This window comes from Glaciimonas sp. OK215, from assembly GCF_057787885.1.
This window is the reverse complement of record NZ_CM173544.1, coordinates 4083961-4100576: the sequence shown is the minus strand read 5'-3', so window position 1 is coordinate 4100576 and position 16616 is coordinate 4083961. Positions and strand designations below refer to the sequence as shown.

At 58.6% G+C, this 16616-nt stretch carries 17 protein-coding genes; all 17 read left to right on the top strand.

Annotated elements, in window-relative coordinates:
* The first annotated feature begins 227 nt into the window (after positions 1-227).
* The 17 genes from AC3CHX_RS18890 to AC3CHX_RS18810 all read left to right on the top strand — a co-directional run bounded on the left by AC3CHX_RS18890 (position 228) and on the right by AC3CHX_RS18810 (position 16615).
* Positions 228-1913 carry a ShlB/FhaC/HecB family hemolysin secretion/activation protein gene (locus tag AC3CHX_RS18890; RefSeq protein ID WP_488644865.1) on the top strand — a complete coding sequence of 562 codons (1686 nt, stop codon included), beginning with the start codon at positions 228-230 and terminating at the stop codon, positions 1911-1913.
* A gap of 63 nt (positions 1914-1976) precedes the next feature.
* A complete protein-coding gene (locus AC3CHX_RS18885; protein ID WP_488629563.1) occupies positions 1977-2153 on the top strand; it encodes a Flp family type IVb pilin in 177 nt (58 codons plus the stop codon).
* Between the two features lie 108 nt (positions 2154-2261).
* Positions 2262-2438, top strand: coding sequence for a Flp family type IVb pilin (locus tag AC3CHX_RS18880; protein WP_488629562.1), 177 nt, complete (start codon positions 2262-2264; stop codon positions 2436-2438).
* A 72-nt stretch (positions 2439-2510) separates the two neighbouring features.
* The gene (locus AC3CHX_RS18875; RefSeq protein WP_488629561.1) at positions 2511-3032 is read left to right on the top strand and encodes an A24 family peptidase; all 522 of its coding nucleotides are present in this window, start codon (positions 2511-2513) and stop codon (positions 3030-3032) included.
* A gap of 80 nt (positions 3033-3112) precedes the next feature.
* Positions 3113-3634: a TadE/TadG family type IV pilus assembly protein gene (locus AC3CHX_RS18870; protein WP_488629560.1), complete on the top strand. Its 522-nt coding sequence runs from the start codon at positions 3113-3115 to the stop codon at positions 3632-3634.
* Positions 3635-3717: 83 nt separating this feature from the next.
* Positions 3718-4710, top strand: a complete 993-nt coding sequence (gene cpaB, locus AC3CHX_RS18865; RefSeq protein ID WP_488629559.1) for a Flp pilus assembly protein CpaB — start codon at positions 3718-3720, stop codon at positions 4708-4710.
* 47 nt (positions 4711-4757) lie between these two features.
* Positions 4758-6077 carry a type II and III secretion system protein family protein gene (locus AC3CHX_RS18860; protein WP_488629558.1) on the top strand — a complete coding sequence of 440 codons (1320 nt, stop codon included), beginning with the start codon at positions 4758-4760 and terminating at the stop codon, positions 6075-6077.
* A 184-nt stretch (positions 6078-6261) separates the two neighbouring features.
* The gene (locus tag AC3CHX_RS18855; protein WP_488629557.1) at positions 6262-7554 is read left to right on the top strand and encodes a CpaE/TadZ family protein; all 1293 of its coding nucleotides are present in this window, start codon (positions 6262-6264) and stop codon (positions 7552-7554) included.
* Positions 7555-7640: 86 nt separating this feature from the next.
* Positions 7641-8978, top strand: a complete 1338-nt coding sequence (locus AC3CHX_RS18850) for a TadA family conjugal transfer-associated ATPase (protein ID WP_488629556.1) — start codon at positions 7641-7643, stop codon at positions 8976-8978.
* A gap of 2 nt (positions 8979-8980) precedes the next feature.
* On the top strand, positions 8981-9907 hold the full coding sequence (locus tag AC3CHX_RS18845; RefSeq protein WP_488629555.1) for a type II secretion system F family protein: 927 nt from the start codon (positions 8981-8983) through the stop codon (positions 9905-9907).
* Between the two features lie 93 nt (positions 9908-10000).
* The gene (locus AC3CHX_RS18840) at positions 10001-10951 is read left to right on the top strand and encodes a type II secretion system F family protein (protein WP_488629554.1); all 951 of its coding nucleotides are present in this window, start codon (positions 10001-10003) and stop codon (positions 10949-10951) included.
* 8 nt (positions 10952-10959) lie between these two features.
* The gene (locus tag AC3CHX_RS18835; protein ID WP_488629553.1) at positions 10960-11829 is read left to right on the top strand and encodes a pilus assembly protein; all 870 of its coding nucleotides are present in this window, start codon (positions 10960-10962) and stop codon (positions 11827-11829) included.
* Between the two features lie 79 nt (positions 11830-11908).
* Positions 11909-12316 (top strand): DUF3613 domain-containing protein, encoded by a 408-nt coding sequence (locus AC3CHX_RS18830; RefSeq protein ID WP_488629552.1) that lies wholly within the window; start codon positions 11909-11911, stop codon positions 12314-12316.
* 46 nt (positions 12317-12362) lie between these two features.
* Entirely contained in the window at positions 12363-14075 is a 1713-nt protein-coding gene (locus AC3CHX_RS18825) for a pilus assembly protein TadG-related protein (protein ID WP_488629551.1), read from the top strand.
* Between the two features lie 28 nt (positions 14076-14103).
* Positions 14104-14415, top strand: coding sequence for a DUF4282 domain-containing protein (locus tag AC3CHX_RS18820; protein ID WP_488629550.1), 312 nt, complete (start codon positions 14104-14106; stop codon positions 14413-14415).
* Positions 14416-14447: 32 nt separating this feature from the next.
* Complete coding sequence (locus AC3CHX_RS18815) at positions 14448-15815, top strand: sigma 54-interacting transcriptional regulator (protein ID WP_488629549.1); 1368 nt, start codon at positions 14448-14450, stop codon at positions 15813-15815.
* Positions 15816-15916: 101 nt separating this feature from the next.
* Positions 15917-16615, top strand: a complete 699-nt coding sequence (locus tag AC3CHX_RS18810; protein ID WP_488629548.1) for a hypothetical protein — start codon at positions 15917-15919, stop codon at positions 16613-16615.
* Position 16616 lies beyond the last annotated feature (1 nt).

Genomic DNA, 16616 nt, shown 5'->3' with positions numbered 1-16616 from the left:
GGCAATCCTATGTTTAAATAGGGTATCCTATGTTAAGTAGGAATTTTCCTATGAAGTACCTGACAACTGATAAGGGGATAGAAGTGAAATTGAAACGTGCATGCCTGGGTACGTCTGGCGTATTAAGCTTCTCCGCGATGGCAGTGCCATCCCGAGACGGCCGAGGCAGCATGCAGCTATCCAGGAGGATCCGGCGTGATCGGCGGCAGCAAAGCGTCATGCGTCGCATGGTAGCGATAACAGTTGGTGCTGCGAGTGTCCTTGCGGCACTGTACGCATTACCGGCCAGCGCGGACAGCCGCAGTCCGGTGCAAGGCAGCCCACTCGACGCGCTGCCCAAGCCTGAGGCGCCGCCGAGTGCGCCGATGACGATCAACATCCAGCCGCAGGCACCCGACCCGGCGGTGCAAAAACTGTTGAACAGTCATCTGGTGCCGTCGCACTTTCAGATCGCCGGTGTCAAGGCATTGCCGTTTGAGCAGGTAGCGGCGCAATTTGCGCCGTTGGCCAGGCGCGACACCACCGTTGCTGAATTGCTGGCAGCGGCCAACAAGGTTACGCAGATGTATCGGGAGCACGGTTATCCGTTGTCGTTTGCCTTCATTCCCGCGCAGAGTTTTGAGAACAATGTAGTGGCGGTGACCGTCGTCGAGGGTTATGTCAAGACGGTAAAAGTGGAGGGAAATTCGGGTAACGGCGAACAGCGTCTCAAAGCGATTGCCGAGCAACTGCAGCAGGACCGACCGCTATCTCAGGCGACATTTGAACGGGTGGCCGGTATTCTCAGCTTGCAACCCGGGGTCCGGATTGTCGCTAATGTTCATCCACCCACCACCATTGACGGTGGCGCCGATATGGTGTTGACCGTCAAGCGGCAACCCGTAACTGTGGGCATCGGCGCAGATTACCGCCAGCCCGGAATTCGTGGATTGTTGACCGCCAGTGCCAATGGCCTGACGCCGCTGGGTGAGCAAGTAACGGTCAGCACCCTGCAGCCGGGCGGGCCATTGCATGAGAAATTTTATGCCATCAATTATGTCCAGCCGCTCGGCAGCAACGGCATGCTGGCCAAGTTGAACTGGTCCGACTATCGGTCCGAACCACAAAGTCAGTCGCTGGAAAGTCTGCAATTTCAACCGCGCTATCAAACCAAGACTGTGCGCATCGGCGCGGCCGTCAGCTATCCGCTGATTCTGGATAATACGCACAACCTGACTGCGACGGGCGGCCTCTATGCCGCCGAAAACGGCCAGACTTTTAACCGCTCGGTGCCAACCACGCCGATGTCGGTTCAGCTTAGTTCGCAGGTGCGGGTTCTGAGCGCCGAAGTCGCATGGACTACAGCCAGGCAAAGCGCGGACAAGCTCCAACAGACCCGCCAAATCAGTGCCGGTCTGTATAAAGGCATCAACGGCCTCGGCGCTTCACGTGAGAACAGCACGGTCGCCCTTGGTTTTACCAAGGCGACCGTGCAGTTGTCGCAATCGAACCAGCTGCCGGGAGGTTTTGGCGTGGCGTTTGCCGCCAGCGCCCAGCACAGCAGCAATATCCTGCCTGCGTCCGAGCAGATCGGTTTCGGCGGAACCCTTTTCGGCCTTGCCTATCCGGCCGGTGAAGTCGCTGGCGACAAAGGCTGGGGAGTCAAAGCTGAAATCAATCGCCTGTTCGCGGTCGATACAACCTATCTGAAAACCGTGCAGCCTTATTTCCTCGTAGATCATTCCCGGGTGTACTCGCGTGCCGCACCGCTGACGCACGATACCTTGGGCTCGATCGCACTGGGGACGCGTTTTTCCGACCGCCATTACTACACGTTTGATCTGTCGCTGGCGCAGCCGGTGGCGGACAAGCCGCTCAATGCAAAGTCAAGGTCGCCGCGCGTCAATGCAGCGTATTCGTATCAGATGGATTGATTGGCTGTTGGAAAACAAGATGTGTATTTTAAGCTCGGTAAGTTCCTTTCTAGAGAGATCAAAATGAATGCAAAGTTGATGAAATTTCTGCGCGACGAAGACGGTGTGACTGCGATTGAATATGGTCTGATCGCGGGCTTGATTGCGGTCGCGATAATTGCAGGAACGCAGATAATCGGTGCCGACATGTCCACCATCTTTAGCGCGATTGGCACAAAACTCACCGCCATTATTACCTAGTCGATCATGCTCTGGCGTACGCAGTATTTAGTCAAGAAATCTGGTGGGCTGTTGGAAAAGAAGATGTGTTTTTTTTAACTCGGTAGGTTCCTTTTTAGGGAGATCAAAATGAATGAAAAGTTGATGAAATTTCTGCGCGGCGAAGACGGCGTGACTGCGATTGAATATGGCCTGATCGCGGGCTTGATTGCGGTCGCAATCATTGCAGGAACGCAGATAATCGGTACGGACTTGTCCACCATCTTTAACGCGATTGGCACAAAACTCACCGCAATTAAAGTCTAGTAAAAAAAAAGATGCGTCCCTGCATGACATGCAGGGACGGTGTTTTCAATAAGTCATTGATGGAAGTGGAAAATGCCGGATATCAATCCCTGGTTGCTGATGCTGTTTGTCGTCTGGTGTGCCGCGATATTTCTTTACGATGTCTTGGCGCGCCGCGTGCCAAACAACTTGCTGCTGACGGCGATGGCGCTGCAATTTGGATGTTTTGCGGTGTTGGGAGTCGGGTTCGGCGGCATCAGCCCGCTAAAAGGACTAGAGGGCTTTGCTGCCGGACTGGTGTATTTCTTGCCGTTGTATGCGTTACGGGTCATGGGAGCCGGGGATGTCAAGTTTTTTGCGGTGCTTGGTTTGTTACTCGGGCATACGACATTGCTGCCGGTTGTTTTGTTGGGTTCGCTGTTGGCGGGTATTCATGCAGTGCTGTTTTGCGCAATGAGAGCGGGCATGGTGCCGGCGTTGCAGATTGTTGCGATGCAGATGGCGCGCTGGCAACTGTACCGGCGGATATTGGAAAAGCGCAGGAATCGGGCCGGGATTCCTTATGCTGCCTATCTGGCATGCGGGGCCGCGCTGGTGATCATGCGCGCCACGTAAATACGGATGCAGCTTGTGTAAACTTTGCATGCATCGTCCGCACGGAAGTGCTGAACGATGTGCCGAAATCGGGAGTGGGGATGGATAGCAACTATAGCGGCCATGCGATTGCCGGTGCAGGAGTCAGCAAGGGGATCAGCAAAATCGCAACCGGCAAAACACAGCGCGGGGTTGCGGCGATTGAATTTGCGTTGGTGTTCCCGGTATTTTTCGTGCTGCTGTATGGGATTCTTACCTACTGCCTCATTTTCGTCGCCCAGCAATCGCTCACCCTTGCTGCCGAAGAAGGCGCGCGCGCCGCATTGCGTTATGCCGCCACGCCCGCTGCGCGCGGCACGACCGCCTGCGCCGTCGCCACGCAAGCGGCGGGCTGGCTCGGCAGCGCGAATATTTCATGCACCGCGGCGGTCACGCCGACCTGTTCCGTTCCTCCCGCGGTTCCCGCCGTTGCATGCGTTGCGGCGGGTGCCGCTTATCCAATCAAGGTGACTGTTACCTATCCCTATGGCACGCAGCCATTGGTGCCGCTTTTACTAGGCTCGTTAATGAGCGTTGCGGTGCCGGCGACATTAGGGAGTTCGGCGACGGTACAGATTGATTGAGCCGGCTACGCTGGTACTTGTAGTTCATCCGGATTTTAGCCACAACGAGATTCCGCCGTTTCAACCGACACCGGGCACATGCCATGAATAACCTGACAAAAATTGTTGCAGCAATACTGGTCATTGCCGCGCTTTCACTCGCTTTCGTCGCCTGGTGGCTGGGGAGTAGGCCAGCGCCGGTAGCGTTACCTTCCGCGGCCGCCAGCGCACCCGCCGCTTACCCGGTCGTCGTGGCAGCGCACAATCTCGATGCCGGCAAAGCCATCGCCGCCGATGACCTGCGGCTGGTGACATTGCCGATCGATCCGGCAGGCGACTACCATCAAGTCAATGCGATTGTTGGAAAAGTGCCGATGACGGCCATCGGCAGCGGCACCCCGATTACCGAAACCGTTCTGGCCAGCGGCCTGGCGCTCAAGCTGGGAGACGGTGAACGTGCCGTTGCGATCCCGGTGGACGAAGTGGCCGGCGCCGGCAATCGGGTCCAGCCCGGCGATTATGTGGATGTGTTTTTTACGCTGAAACAGGGGCAGGATATCGACAAGAGCCAGTCGCGTTTGCTGGTATCGAGGTTGCGCGTGCTGTCGTATGGCGCTGCAGTGATTGGCAGCAGTCCTGCGGAAGGCAGCGCCGGCGCAACGGCATCGCTGCAAACTCCCTCTTCACAGGCTGGTCAGGCAGTGGCGCAAGCGGCCCGCACTGCGGTGCTGGCGACGCCGGTGGCAGACGTTAACCGGCTATTGCTGGCAACCCAGAGCGGGAAATTGATGTTGGCGCTACGTAATCCCAGCGATGAAAAAATGCCTGATGTGGCACTGTTCCCGACGGCACCGGTTGTCCTCAGCGGCAAGAGCGGTCTGACACGCGATCAGACGGAAGCCCTTAACGCGCCGGACAACCAGGCTTTTGCCGGCGTCGAGTTAACCGGGCTGGCGGGCGCTGCGAAGTCGGCATCGGCGCGGGCGGCGGGGCCGATCGCGGCATCCCGGCCAGCGGTCCAGTCCGCGCACGGCGGCAGCGCCGGAAATACGGTCGAGGTGATCCGCGGCGTACAGCACGAGTCAGTGGCTTTTTGACCGGCAATCCACTAGCTCCCAGATCAACCACAGGATAGATGCATCTTATGAAAATATACGACACAATTTTGCCGCTGGCACTGAGCGCAATCATGGCGCCGCTCGTCTCCATGGCGGCGACTACCGACATCTCGCTGGGTATGCGCGAGCAGCGCAGCCTGAACCTTGCCGGCACGCTGGAGCGCATCGCGGTCGCCGACCCGGAGGTCGCCGATGTGCTGATGGTGCGCGGTTCCGGCGGCAAGGATGGCAGCGTCATTCTGGTCGGGAAAAAAGCCGGCAGCACCACCGTCACGGCGTGGTCGAAAGGCGCTGCGCCGGCTACCTGGCGGGTGAAAGTGTCCGGCGATCTGCAAGCGGCACTGGCAGGGCAGGGCGGTGCCGATGTGCAGGTGCGCGGTGCTGCCGCCGTGATCAGCGGACAGGCGCCGTCGGTGTTGGCGCACGCGGGTAGCGTGATGGCGGCGGCCGATGCAGTGGGCAAGGGAACCGTACTGGATACTTCGACGATCAATACCGGCGGCGTCGTGCAGATTGACGTCAAAATTGTTGAGTTCAGTAAAACGGTTTTGAAGCAAATTGGCTTCGATTTCAATGCTGGCGTGACCCGCGGCAATTTCAGTTTTAATCCAGCCTCCAATCTGGCTTCTAACGGCGATGTATCGACCGCGTCCAATGCTTTTGCCCTGCTGACAAATTTTAGCCGCGGCAGTTTCAACCTGGCCAGCAACTTGCGCATGGTTGAGGGCAATGGATTGGCCCGGGTGCTGGCAGAGCCTTCGCTGATAGCGCTTTCCGGGCAGAGCGCCAGCTTTCTGGCGGGCGGCGAGCTGCCTATTCCTGTCGCCAATAGCATCAACAACGGCGCCAATAACATCACGATCGCGTATAAGCCGTTCGGCATCGCATTGACGGTGTCGCCGACCATTTTGGCGCAGAACCGAATCGCTTTGAAGGTGGCGCCGGAGGCTAGCGAGCTCGACTATAGCCATGCAATTAATACCACCGGCATATCGATTCCCGCGATTACGACGCGCCGCGCAGATACGACGGTAGAACTCGGCGATGGTGAAAGTTTCATCATCGGTGGCCTGGTATCACGCACCACCAGATCGAATGTTAATAAAGTCCCGCTACTCGGCGACCTGCCCATCATCGGCAGCTTCTTTCGCAATCTGAACTACAGCCAGGACGATAAGGAACTGGTGATTATCGTTACGCCGCATGTGGTCCAGGCGCTTGCCAGGAACGTTCCTTTGCCATTGCCCGGTGAAGAGCAGGAGCGCCGCAATACTGCCGGCACCGCATGGGGCAGTTATCTGTTAGGGGCGGCAGGAAAAGACGAAGTCCCCGGGTTTTCGAAGTAATGACAGGGAAGCTCTGATTAAGCTACTGCGCGATTCAATTTCAGGGCTGCGATGCTCATCGTACTTTCGTACGACTGCGCTTCTCCCCCTGAACTTGAACCAGGTCAGCTTTAGCTGAGGCTACGCTTACTCAGAACTTCCTCTACTTAATCAGAGATTCCACAGGATATTTTTGGGCCACATCATGAATGCGCGCAACACAGCCTTGAATGAACGGACCGGATTGAGCCGTTTTGTATTGTGCTCGGAGAACAGCGAGCAAGCGGCATGGCTCGGCAGCGCGCTGGGAAAATGGGGTGCGCTGTGGCAGGAACAGGGCGATCCGGCATTGCTCCTGGCCCGCGTCGTCGAACGCGATCCGCTACTCGCGCTATTGGATTTTTCCGGGTATGCCGCGCTGCAGGGGGCCGCAGCGGGCAGTGCCGGCGCCATCGCCCGGGCCATCGAATTGGCGCAGGCATTGCAACAAGCGGTACCGGGTTTGCCGCTGGTGGCGATCGGTAGCATGCGTTACCCCGAAGGCGCGCTCGCAGCGTGGCGCGCCGGCGTCAGCGATTTCATCGATATCAGTGCCAGTGCCGATGACGCACGTGAAGTGGTGCAGCGGGTATTGCGCAATGCGGAGGTGCTCACACCTGCATCCGTCAGGCGCGGGCGACTGGTGACCTTGCTGGGGGTGCGTCCCGGGGTTGGCACCAGCACGCTGGCGGCCCATCTGGCCGATCTGTATCAGCGCCGCGTCCAATCCGGGCATGCTGCCAATCCGGCTGCCGCCGGGAGCCGTGTGGCGTTGCTCGATCTCGGGCTGCCGGCCGGCGACGGCAAGCTGTATCTGAGCACCAGCGGCAATTTCGATTTTGCCGACGCCGTGCGCAACCTGCATCGCTTTGATGAGACCTTGGTGCATACCGCACTGGCGCGCAGTCCGGGCGGCGTGACGGTGATTTCATTACCTTCCAGTCTGGGCGAAATGCGCACTGTGTCGCAGCGCGGCGCGCTGGCGCTGCTGGACCGGCTGCGCTTGTATTTCGATGTCCTGATCGCCGATCTGGGCGGTTTCCCGAATCAGGAATTTGTCGCCAATCTTGCCGGCGCCGCGGACCAGGTGTGGCTGGTCACCGATCAAAGCGTCGGTGCGCTGGTGTCGCTGGCAGGCAGCTTGAAGGAGTTGGATGAACTCCAGCTTGACGCGCGTAAAAGGCGGCTGGTGGTTAACCGTTTTAACGAACGTTACGGAATGGACGCCGCGCAGATTGCCGAACGTTTCAACTTGCCGTTGCTGGCAATATTGCCGAAACGCGCGACAGCTTTGCTGTCCAGCGCCAATCGCGGCAAGTTGCTGCACGAGGTGGCGCCGCATGACGCCTATGTGCGGGCGGTCGAGGGCTTGGTCGATGACCTGACCGAACCAATTCCAGCAGGCGGGCAACGTCAGGGCATGGGGCGCTGGATACCGAAAATGCTGCTGCGAAAATAAGCGGGCATGACAAATGCAATTAGATGAAGCGACGCGATGACATACACCCATGTGATGGCCGTTACTGAAAGACCGGAGATAAAGACGTGAGCAACCAGATTGAATTTGCGGATGACGACCAGAGTTTCTCCAATACGCAGGAATTTCAGGACATCAAGACGGCGGCCTACGATCATTTGCTGACGCGGATCGAGGAGCTGGGCGCCGAGTTCGGGCGCTGGTCGCGCAGCGCCATCCAGCAATTTGTCAATCTGGATGTGGATGGCTTTGTGCGCTTGCAACGGATTCCGTTGAACGAGAGCGAAGTACGGCAGCTGGCCGATGCGCTGACCAAGGAATTGGCGGGATTGGGGCCGCTGGAAGACCTGCTGGCCGATGTCGCGGTCGAGGATATCCTGATCAATGGCTACAACGATGTGTTTGTCTCGCGCCATGGTGTATTGCAGCGCGATACGCTGCGCTTTACCGATAACGCCCATCTGCTGCGCATAGTGCGCCGCATCCTGGCGCCGCTGGGCCGCCGCCTGGATGAATCGAATCCGATGGTCGACGCCCGCTTGCCGGACGGCGGCCGTCTGAATGTGGTGATCGAACCGTTGGCGGTGGACGGCCCGATGGTGTCGATCCGCAAGTTTCGCAAAGACCCGCTGACGCCGAGCGAGTTGCTCAGGCTCGGCAGCATGAATGAGGAGATATATACGCTGCTGGAAAATGCGGTGAAAGCGCGCTGCAATATTCTGGTCTCGGGCGGCACCAGTTCCGGCAAAACCTCATTACTTAACGCGCTGGCATTTTTCATCCCCGAAAACGAGCGCGTGGTGACGGTTGAGGATACCGCCGAATTGGCGCTTAACCATCCACACGTGGTGCGGATGGAGTCGCGTCTGGGCGGCTTTGAGGGCAGCGGCGCGGTGAGCATCCGCGACCTGATCCGGAACAGCCTGCGGATGCGCCCGGATCGCATTATCGTCGGCGAGGTACGCGGGGCCGAAGTGCTGGAAATGCTGCAGGCGATGAATACCGGCCACGACGGTTCGATGGCCACCATCCACGCCAATTCGCCGCGCGAATGTCTGTATCGGATCGAAATGCTGGCCGGCTTTGCCGGCTTTCAAGGCAGTGAAAACAGCCTGCGGCGCCAGATTGCCGGCGCGCTCGATTTCATTGTGCAGATCGGCCGCCTGTCGAGCGGCCGGCGCCGGATACTCTCGATTACCGAGGTGACCGGGATGGGCGACAACATGATTACCTTGCAAGAGCTCTATCGTCACGAAAGCTACATCGCGCCAGACGGGGATGAAGCCGATCGCTGGGTGTCGCTGGGTATTTTTCCGCATGCGCCAAAGCTGCAGCGGCAACGTCAGCTGGGCCAGCAAAGCAATGGCAATTCCAGTGCCGGCGGCGGCCTGCCGGGGAGGCGCTAAGCATGCATCCGGCACTCTGGCTGATAGCCGTCGCATTACTGCTGGCAGGCGCCGCGCTGTGGCTGTGGCAACGCGCCGGGCAGCGTTCGCGCCAGGACGTCAGCGCCGCCTTTGTCAATCAGCAGATCCAGGGCCGCCAGGGGCTTCCGGCAGCAGTCGCCAGCGCGCCGGGCGTGTCGGGCCAGCATGTGCAGACGGAAGCATTGCGCCATTTCCTGTTACGCGCAGGAATTCCGCATCCTTCCAGCAAGCTGTATGTGAAATTGAGCGTGCCGGGGCTGGTATTGATTGCGCTGGCGGCAGCATTCGGCGGCTGGTTGTCGGTGCTGGGAACACTGTTGCTGTATGGGCTGCTGGTGAGTTTCAATTTTTGGCTGAGGATCTCCAGATTGCAACGCGCCATGCTGCGGCAGTTACCGGGATTTCTTGACACGATGGTGCGTCTGGTGACGATAGGCAATAGCATCGGTTCCGCATTTCAGGCGGCGATTGTGACTGCCGATGGGCCGCTGCGCGTGGTCCTGGACCGCGCCAACCGGCAAGTCCAGGCAGGGGTGGAACTGGAATATGCATTGCGCAGGGAGGCGCAGATTTTTCGCTTCCGGGAACTGGATCTGGTGGCGGCGGTGATCGGCGTCGCCGGTCGTTTTGGCGGCCGTTCGGATCAGGTGCTGGATCGCATGGCCGGTTTCATGCGGGATCTGGAGCACGCACAGCACGAGTTGTCGGCGCTCTCCGCGGAAATCCGCCTGTCGGCCTGGATCATGGGACTGATGCCGGTGGGCATCGGCATTTTTTTAGTGATATTCAATAACAACATGTTCATGAGCATGTGGCATGACCCGATGGGCCGAAAAATGCTGGTCGGCGCCGTGCTGTTGGAAATAACTGGAGGCTTTGGGTTATATCGGTTAGCGAAAACGATGTAAATGGCGCGATCAAATCATTTCATTTCCAAATCAAAGGCAAGTGCCGACAACAAAGTGCACGTTTGATTGGGAATGGAATAAGCGGAGAGAAGCTTGAGCACAACACAACACAGATTGATCATTCTGGCGACGCTGCTGATGGCGGCGGCACTGTTGCTGATCGGCGCAGCATTGCTGGCACTGGCATGGCGCCTCAAACGGAATCTGCACACCGTTGACCAGAAGATCGCCGCGCAGGATCGCCCCGCGCTGCAACCCGAAGTGGAGCCGATCCGATGGCAGGATCGTCTGGCGGCGCTGGGTGCGGGTTGGGTCGACACGCCATTCGGCCGGCAACTGGTGGCGGACGAGGATCGCCATCTGCTGGATCAATGCGGCGTCAATGATAAGCGTGGTCAGGCACTGTTTTTCGTGGCGCGTGCAGTGTTGGCATTCGGCTTGCCCTTGCTGGGTTTTCTGCTGTTTGAGAATGGCAGCTGGCTGCGCATTTTGCTGATTGCTTTTTTCGGTCTGGCGCTCGGTTACATGTTGCCGAAATGGGTGATGCGGCAGGTCGCGGCCCAGCGTCGGCGGCAGGCCGCGGAAGAACTGCCATTGCTGATTGACCTGTTGCGTTTGCTGCAAGGGGTTGGCTTATCGGTCGATCAGAGCCTGCACGTGATCGAAACCGAGTTCAGCAATGTGCTGAAGATCCTGGGGGAAGAAATTGCCATTGCTGCGCGCCAGTATCGTGCCGGCCGCAGCCGCGAGCAATCGATGCGGCGCTTTGCAACGGTGTTCGACAACGAAGATCTGCAATCGGTGGCGCGTCTGATCGTCCAGGTCGAACATCAGGGCGGGGCCGTGCAGGAGCCGCTCAGGCTGTTTAGCGACCGGATTCGTGAGCAACGCAAACTGGACATGAAAGAACGGATCGGAAAAGTGACCGTGAAGATGACTGGCGTGATGGTGCTGACGCTGCTGCCGGGTTTGCTGGTGATTACGGGCGGGGTCGGGTTTCTGGCAGTGATCCGGGCCTTGTCCAAAATGTCGGGGAATGTATGAAGACCTGCATGCGGACTGATCTCGTGGATTCCCTGCGCAATCTGCTGCTGCCTGTTCTGGTCTCGATAATGTGTTTGTCCGGTTGCGCCGGCGATTCTGCAGCGCGCCTGTACGCGCAGCAAAACGAAGCGGCGCAACTGCGTCAGCAGGCGGAAAGCAAACCGGCCGCGCCGGACAGCAAAGGCATGTATCTCGGCCTGATCAGACAAATGCAGGCGCAAGGTTTGTACTTTGCCTCGCTGGCGCATATCGATGCTTACGAGCAGCAATATGGCAGTGGACCGGAGCTGCAGCGGCTGCGCGCCGACGCATTCCGGGAAACCCGGCAGGCAGCGGCCGCCGATGCGGCGTATCGCAGTTTGCTGAAATCTTCCGAAGCTGCAGCAGCCTGGCATGGCCTGGGTTTGCTGGCCGCCGGGAGCGGCAACTACGGGGCCGCCGTAGCGCCGCTGCAGGCCGCGGCAAAACGCGAGCCGACCAATCCGGTCATGCTGAGCGATCTGGGCTATGCGCTGCTGCGTAGCGGCGATACCAGCGCTGCGCGGATACCGTTGGCGCAGGCCGCCGAACTGGCGCCGGACAATCGCCGGATCATCGCCAACCTGGCGTTGCTGTTGCTGGTATCCGGCGACAGCGGCCGGGCGCGTGCAGTCATGGAGCAGGCCAAGTTGTCGCCAGATGGCCGCGCCACGGTATATCGTCTGGCCGACGAGATCAGCAACAGTCGACGAGCGGCGCCGGCGAACGGGCATCAGGGTCCGACTGATGCGGCCCAGGCGGCCCGGCCGGCAGCGGGGGAACGCCGGGACTTGCCCGCAGTGCCGTTACCTGCCAACCCATTCCAGTCGATGCTGGACCGCTTCGGTAGCGGCAGCTAAGGCTGCGCATTTGTCAGCTTGCGCGCAGCAACGATATTTACACTTCAACCGTCGGCGATACCAACAAGAAAGGCAACAAATGAAAGCGCAACAACTCCCTTGCTGCAACCTGGCCCTGACGCGCAATGCGGCGTTATTCATTCTGCTGGCGGCGCTAGCGTTACCGGCGTTGCATGCACAGAGCGACGCCCGGACCGGCGACGGCATGGCACAGACTGTGCCAGCCGCGCTCGCCGCCACGCAGGACTTGCCGGCTGCGGCGCCCGTCGCTGCGCAGCCGATGCCGGTAGCGGAGCAAGCCAGCGCCCGCGTTGGCGCCGTGACGCGCACCTTATTGCAGGCCCAGGCCGATGGGCGTGTCGCCGCTCCGCGCTTGCCTATGCTCGGGGTGACTGCCGACGCCGGCTGGCAGCGTTATCTGGATAGCTTCAAGCATCCATTGCCGGAATTTTTTGAAAATAAAGTCGCGAAGAGCAACGCAAATTAAGCACTCTTTAATTCAGATAACCCCATCGGATCGACCTCCACCTATCATGCGCTCACTTGCTAACCCCATTGCCAATCAATCTTCGCCCGCGCGCCAGCCCAGGTGCGAGGCGCGCCGGCAGTGCGGCTCGATTGCAGTGATGGCGGCGGTTTTCCTGGCTATCATCGTCATCCTGTTGTCTTCGATTGATATCGGCTATCTGTTTTACAAGAAACGCGACTTGCAGAAAGTGGCGGATCTGGCGGCGCTGGCGGGGGCGCAGGCACTCTCCGGCAACGCACTTGACTGCACTGCGGCAACGGCGGCCGCCAAGGCCAATGCGCAGGCCAACAACTTTTCCGCGGGTGCGCCGAATGCTTCGGCGAGCGCCATTACTCCCACCTGTGGCCGCTGGGATCCGCAAACCGCTCCGGCGTTGACGACGGTGCTCAGCTACGAAGTGCCGCTCGACAAGAATTTCGGTACGCCGAAGGCGGGCGTCAGCCTGAATGCCGTCAAAGTGATTGTGTCGCAGAACGTGATCAGTTTTTTCGGATTGGCGCCGCAGTCGGTCGTGGTCCAGGCGATTGCGACGCAATCGCAGCCGGTGGCGGCATTCTCGCTCGGAACCGGGCTGCTTTCCGTGTGCAGCGGCGCCAGTGCGCTGCTGGCTCCGCTGGTGAATGGCCTGCTGGGCAGCAATGTCTGCCTGTCCGCGCTCACGTATAACGGACTGGTCGGGGCGCAGGTTTCATTGCTGGACCTGCTGGCCAACCTGAATGTGAATGCCGGCAGCATCGATCAGGTATTGAACACCCAGGTATCGTTGGCGCAGCTGGTCAATGCGTCCGTGCAGGCGCTGTCGCCGGCACAGGTGGCGAACATCAACGTCGCCGACCTGCTGAGCCTGACCACTGGATCGTTGGGTGGCACGATGCTGAAAATCGGCGATATTCTGAACCTGAATGCAGCCGATGGCGTGAGCGCGCTGAGTGCGCAAGTCAATGTCCTGGATTTGCTCAACGTCGGCACCTTGCAGGTCGCCAACAAGGGTAATTTTCTTAATCTTGGCACGAATGTCGATCTCGGTCCGTTGGGCAAAGTCGGCTTGAAATTAAGCCTGATCGAAGCGCCGCAGATGGCCGTCGGCGGCGTCGGCGCGGTAGCTACTTCGGCCCAGATGCGGCTGGCGCTGAACGTTCAGGCATTGTCGATCGGCGGATTTTCGCTGGTGAATCTCCCGCTTTACGTTGATCTGGCCCCGGGCAAAGCCACGCTGAACAGCTTGCAATGCAACGCGCCGCAAAGCGCGACATTCAGCATTCAGACAGGCTTGGCGCAAGTCTGTCTGGCAAAAGGGGGGCAGGCCGCCAGTGGGCCATTTATGTGCCCGAATGTGTCGCAAGCGGCGAATCGGGTTGACCTGATTGCAGGGGTACTCAATCTCGGCATCAACGCTTCGCTGACCAATCCTCCCGCAGCAGTAACTTTGAGTGCGCCGCTTCCGAGCAGTGTGACTGTCGGTTCCTCTTTGGGCAGCATATTGGGTGGGATCATTCAGCCCGGAACGATAGGCGCTGGTCTGGATCTGGATCCGCTGGGACTTCTGAGTTGGTTGCTGACGGCGGTGCTGAGCGGTTTGGGTGCGCTGTTAAACCCGATTTTGTCCGCTGTGGGCGGTTTGCTCGATTCGGTGCTGTCGCTGCTGGGGATCGGCGTTGGGCAAAGCACGCTCAAATTAGCCTCCATCAGTTGCAGCAGCGTGAAACTGGTTTATTGAGAACGACATATCAAATTAAGGGGGCACTGTGTTATCCAAAAAAACTTACGCCAAACTCTCCAGCCTGCTCGGCTTCGAGCATCTGATCGCACCCTGCCTGATCAAGTTGATCTACCGGCTGGGCTTGCTGGTCATCGCGGTCGCCGGCGTACTCAGCGCCGTCGAGCATGGCGGTGCCGGCATCGGGCGCGTGCTGCTGGCTGTCGGCGGCACGCTGTTGGCGCTGCTGCTGTGGCGTCTGATGAGCGAATTGTGGATTCTGGCATTTAATATTTTTCAGCGGCTCGGTGAAATCCGCGATCTGCTGGCAGGCCGCAATGCGGCACCTGACAAAGAGTAATCAAGAGCAAGGATGAGCGGGAGTAAATGACAATGAAAAACAAGCCAATACCAGAGAGCCTGGATATCTACGTATGGGAAGGCAAGTCGGATATTGCCGATCGGATCTCGCATTGTCTGAGCAGCTTCGATGTGCAAGTGATTCGTGCCGACGGCATGACCGTCACGCGCGATCAGGTGGCGTTGCGGCCGTCGATTGCGGTCATGTCGGTGACGGTGATCGACCGCGGCGAGTTGTCCGCCGAGGCCTGGCAAAAGGCGCATTGCATGCCGGTGATCTGGGTGGCCGAGGTGGGGCGCACGGCCAATCCGCGCGTCTATCCAACCGAGTACTCGCACATTTTGATGCTGGATTTCACTTGTGCCGAGTTGCGCACGCTGGTGTTCCGGCTGGCGGCGGAACTGCAAGCCAATGGTGCGCCTGATCGGATGCCGCAACCGTTGATTGCGGAATCCGGCTGCATGCAGGCACTGGTCGCCGAAACCGAGGCCTTTGCCGATTGCGGATCGAGTGTGCTGATCATGGGCGAGACCGGCGTGGGCAAGGAACGGATTGCGCAGTTGCTGCATCAGCGCCATGGACGCTATCGGCTTGGACCGTTCGTTGCCGTGAATTGCGGCGCGATCCCCGACGGGCTGTTCGAATCGCTGTTTTTCGGTCACGCAAAAGGCGCGTTCACCGGCGCCTTGCTGGCGCATAAAGGATATTTCGAACAGGCCGACGGCGGCACCTTGTTCCTCGATGAGATCGGCGATTTGCCGTTGTATCAACAGGTCAAGCTGCTGCGCGTGCTGGAGCAGAGTACGGTTACCAGACTCGGTTCGCAAACCGACATCAAGCTGGATTTCCGGCTGGTGGCGGCGACCAACCGCAATTTGCGGGAACAGGTGCAGCAGGATATGTTTCGTGCCGATTTGTATTACCGCCTGGCGGTGATCGAGTTGCGCGTGCCGAATCTGGAAGAGCGCGGCAGTGTCGACAAGATCGCGATTTTCAGCACCTTGCTGGCGCAGACCTACGATGAAGTGCCGGCGCCGCCGGACTGGCTGCTGGAGCGCGTGGCGACGTCAAGGTTCGCCGGCAACGTGCGCGAGTTGCGCAATGTGGCGGAGCGGGTGGGAATTATTTATCGTCAACTGGGCAACTGGGACAGGACCCGCATCGATCGGGTCTTTGCGATGCTGGGAACGCTGGAACGTAGCGACGAGAGTACCGATCTGCTGGCGGTGCGCAAAAAAGGCGAGCTGGCGGAGCGTAACCGGATTATTGCCGCACTGGATGCGAATGGCTGGCGGCGCCAGGATACCGCGCACGCGATCGGCATCAGCCGCAAAGTGTTGTGGGAAAAGATGCGTAAATTCCAGATTGCCGATGCCGAGACCGAGGCCGAAACCGGCTAACGGGACGAACGACTAAAACCAAGCAATATTGGCTTGGCAGCGTTCCCGCCGCAATTAAATCGGATACTACCGATCGAATAAATTTTTATGGAGATATCCGGATGTCGGATCAAGGTGAATCGGTTGGAAAGCGAAGAAATTTCGAAAAGTCGGTGTTGAACAGATTCGGTTTGCAATGGCGGTTGCAGGTAGCGGAAGGAGAGCAAAAGACATGGTTTCCTCAAACACCGTTCTGGGGCGTGTTTGTTCCGCTGATCGTGCTCTATACATTGGCCGGCGCCTACAGTCCACGCATGCTGTCCTGGATCGACACAATCTTGACGCCCCTGGTGCACGCGCTGAGATTCGTTGGACTGGGCATTGCCACGCCATTCATGGATGGTGTGATGCCGACAGAATTTTATGTGAATTTAACCGGTATCGCCGTGTGGGGCGCGCTCGTCTATAACGTTGCATCAGTTTTGTTTTTGTATTTCCACAATTGGACATTCCCGAGTACCGCTGAATCTAGACAACGAGCGGTTAAGAACAAGCCGAACTGGGGCCCCGTTCGTACTTGGTTGACCGTGGCTACTGTTTTTCCTTCCACTGCTATTTATTTCACTCTTTGCCTGTTAAATGGCATAAATGGTTGGTTTGTTTTTCATATGCATGGGTTTTTTGTTACAGCTGTTATCCCCGTATTTTTTTTGCTTCTCCCTGGATCATTCATCTTTACTTTATGGTTTTGGCTTACAAAATTAGCCGTTGCAGCCCTTGTTGCATTCAAAAAAAATATATCAACCTCATTTAGGAAGTGAT

What these genes read in the sequence shown, in the direction of transcription:
- AC3CHX_RS18890 (WP_488644865.1), top strand. Translation starts at nt 228, where the DNA reads ATGGTAGCGATAACAGTTGGTGCTGCGAGTGTCCTTGCGGCACTGTAC.
- AC3CHX_RS18885 (WP_488629563.1), top strand. Translation starts at nt 1,977, where the DNA reads ATGAATGCAAAGTTGATGAAATTTCTGCGCGACGAAGACGGTGTGACT.
- AC3CHX_RS18880 (WP_488629562.1), top strand. Translation starts at nt 2,262, where the DNA reads ATGAATGAAAAGTTGATGAAATTTCTGCGCGGCGAAGACGGCGTGACT.
- AC3CHX_RS18875 (WP_488629561.1), top strand. Translation starts at nt 2,511, where the DNA reads ATGCCGGATATCAATCCCTGGTTGCTGATGCTGTTTGTCGTCTGGTGT.
- AC3CHX_RS18870 (WP_488629560.1), top strand. Translation starts at nt 3,113, where the DNA reads ATGGATAGCAACTATAGCGGCCATGCGATTGCCGGTGCAGGAGTCAGC.
- cpaB (WP_488629559.1), top strand. Translation starts at nt 3,718, where the DNA reads ATGAATAACCTGACAAAAATTGTTGCAGCAATACTGGTCATTGCCGCG.
- AC3CHX_RS18860 (WP_488629558.1), top strand. Translation starts at nt 4,758, where the DNA reads ATGAAAATATACGACACAATTTTGCCGCTGGCACTGAGCGCAATCATG.
- AC3CHX_RS18855 (WP_488629557.1), top strand. Translation starts at nt 6,262, where the DNA reads ATGAATGCGCGCAACACAGCCTTGAATGAACGGACCGGATTGAGCCGT.
- AC3CHX_RS18845 (WP_488629555.1), top strand. Translation starts at nt 8,981, where the DNA reads ATGCATCCGGCACTCTGGCTGATAGCCGTCGCATTACTGCTGGCAGGC.
- AC3CHX_RS18835 (WP_488629553.1), top strand. Translation starts at nt 10,960, where the DNA reads ATGCGGACTGATCTCGTGGATTCCCTGCGCAATCTGCTGCTGCCTGTT.
- AC3CHX_RS18830 (WP_488629552.1), top strand. Translation starts at nt 11,909, where the DNA reads ATGAAAGCGCAACAACTCCCTTGCTGCAACCTGGCCCTGACGCGCAAT.
- AC3CHX_RS18825 (WP_488629551.1), top strand. Translation starts at nt 12,363, where the DNA reads ATGCGCTCACTTGCTAACCCCATTGCCAATCAATCTTCGCCCGCGCGC.
- AC3CHX_RS18815 (WP_488629549.1), top strand. Translation starts at nt 14,448, where the DNA reads ATGAAAAACAAGCCAATACCAGAGAGCCTGGATATCTACGTATGGGAA.
- AC3CHX_RS18810 (WP_488629548.1), top strand. Translation starts at nt 15,917, where the DNA reads ATGTCGGATCAAGGTGAATCGGTTGGAAAGCGAAGAAATTTCGAAAAG.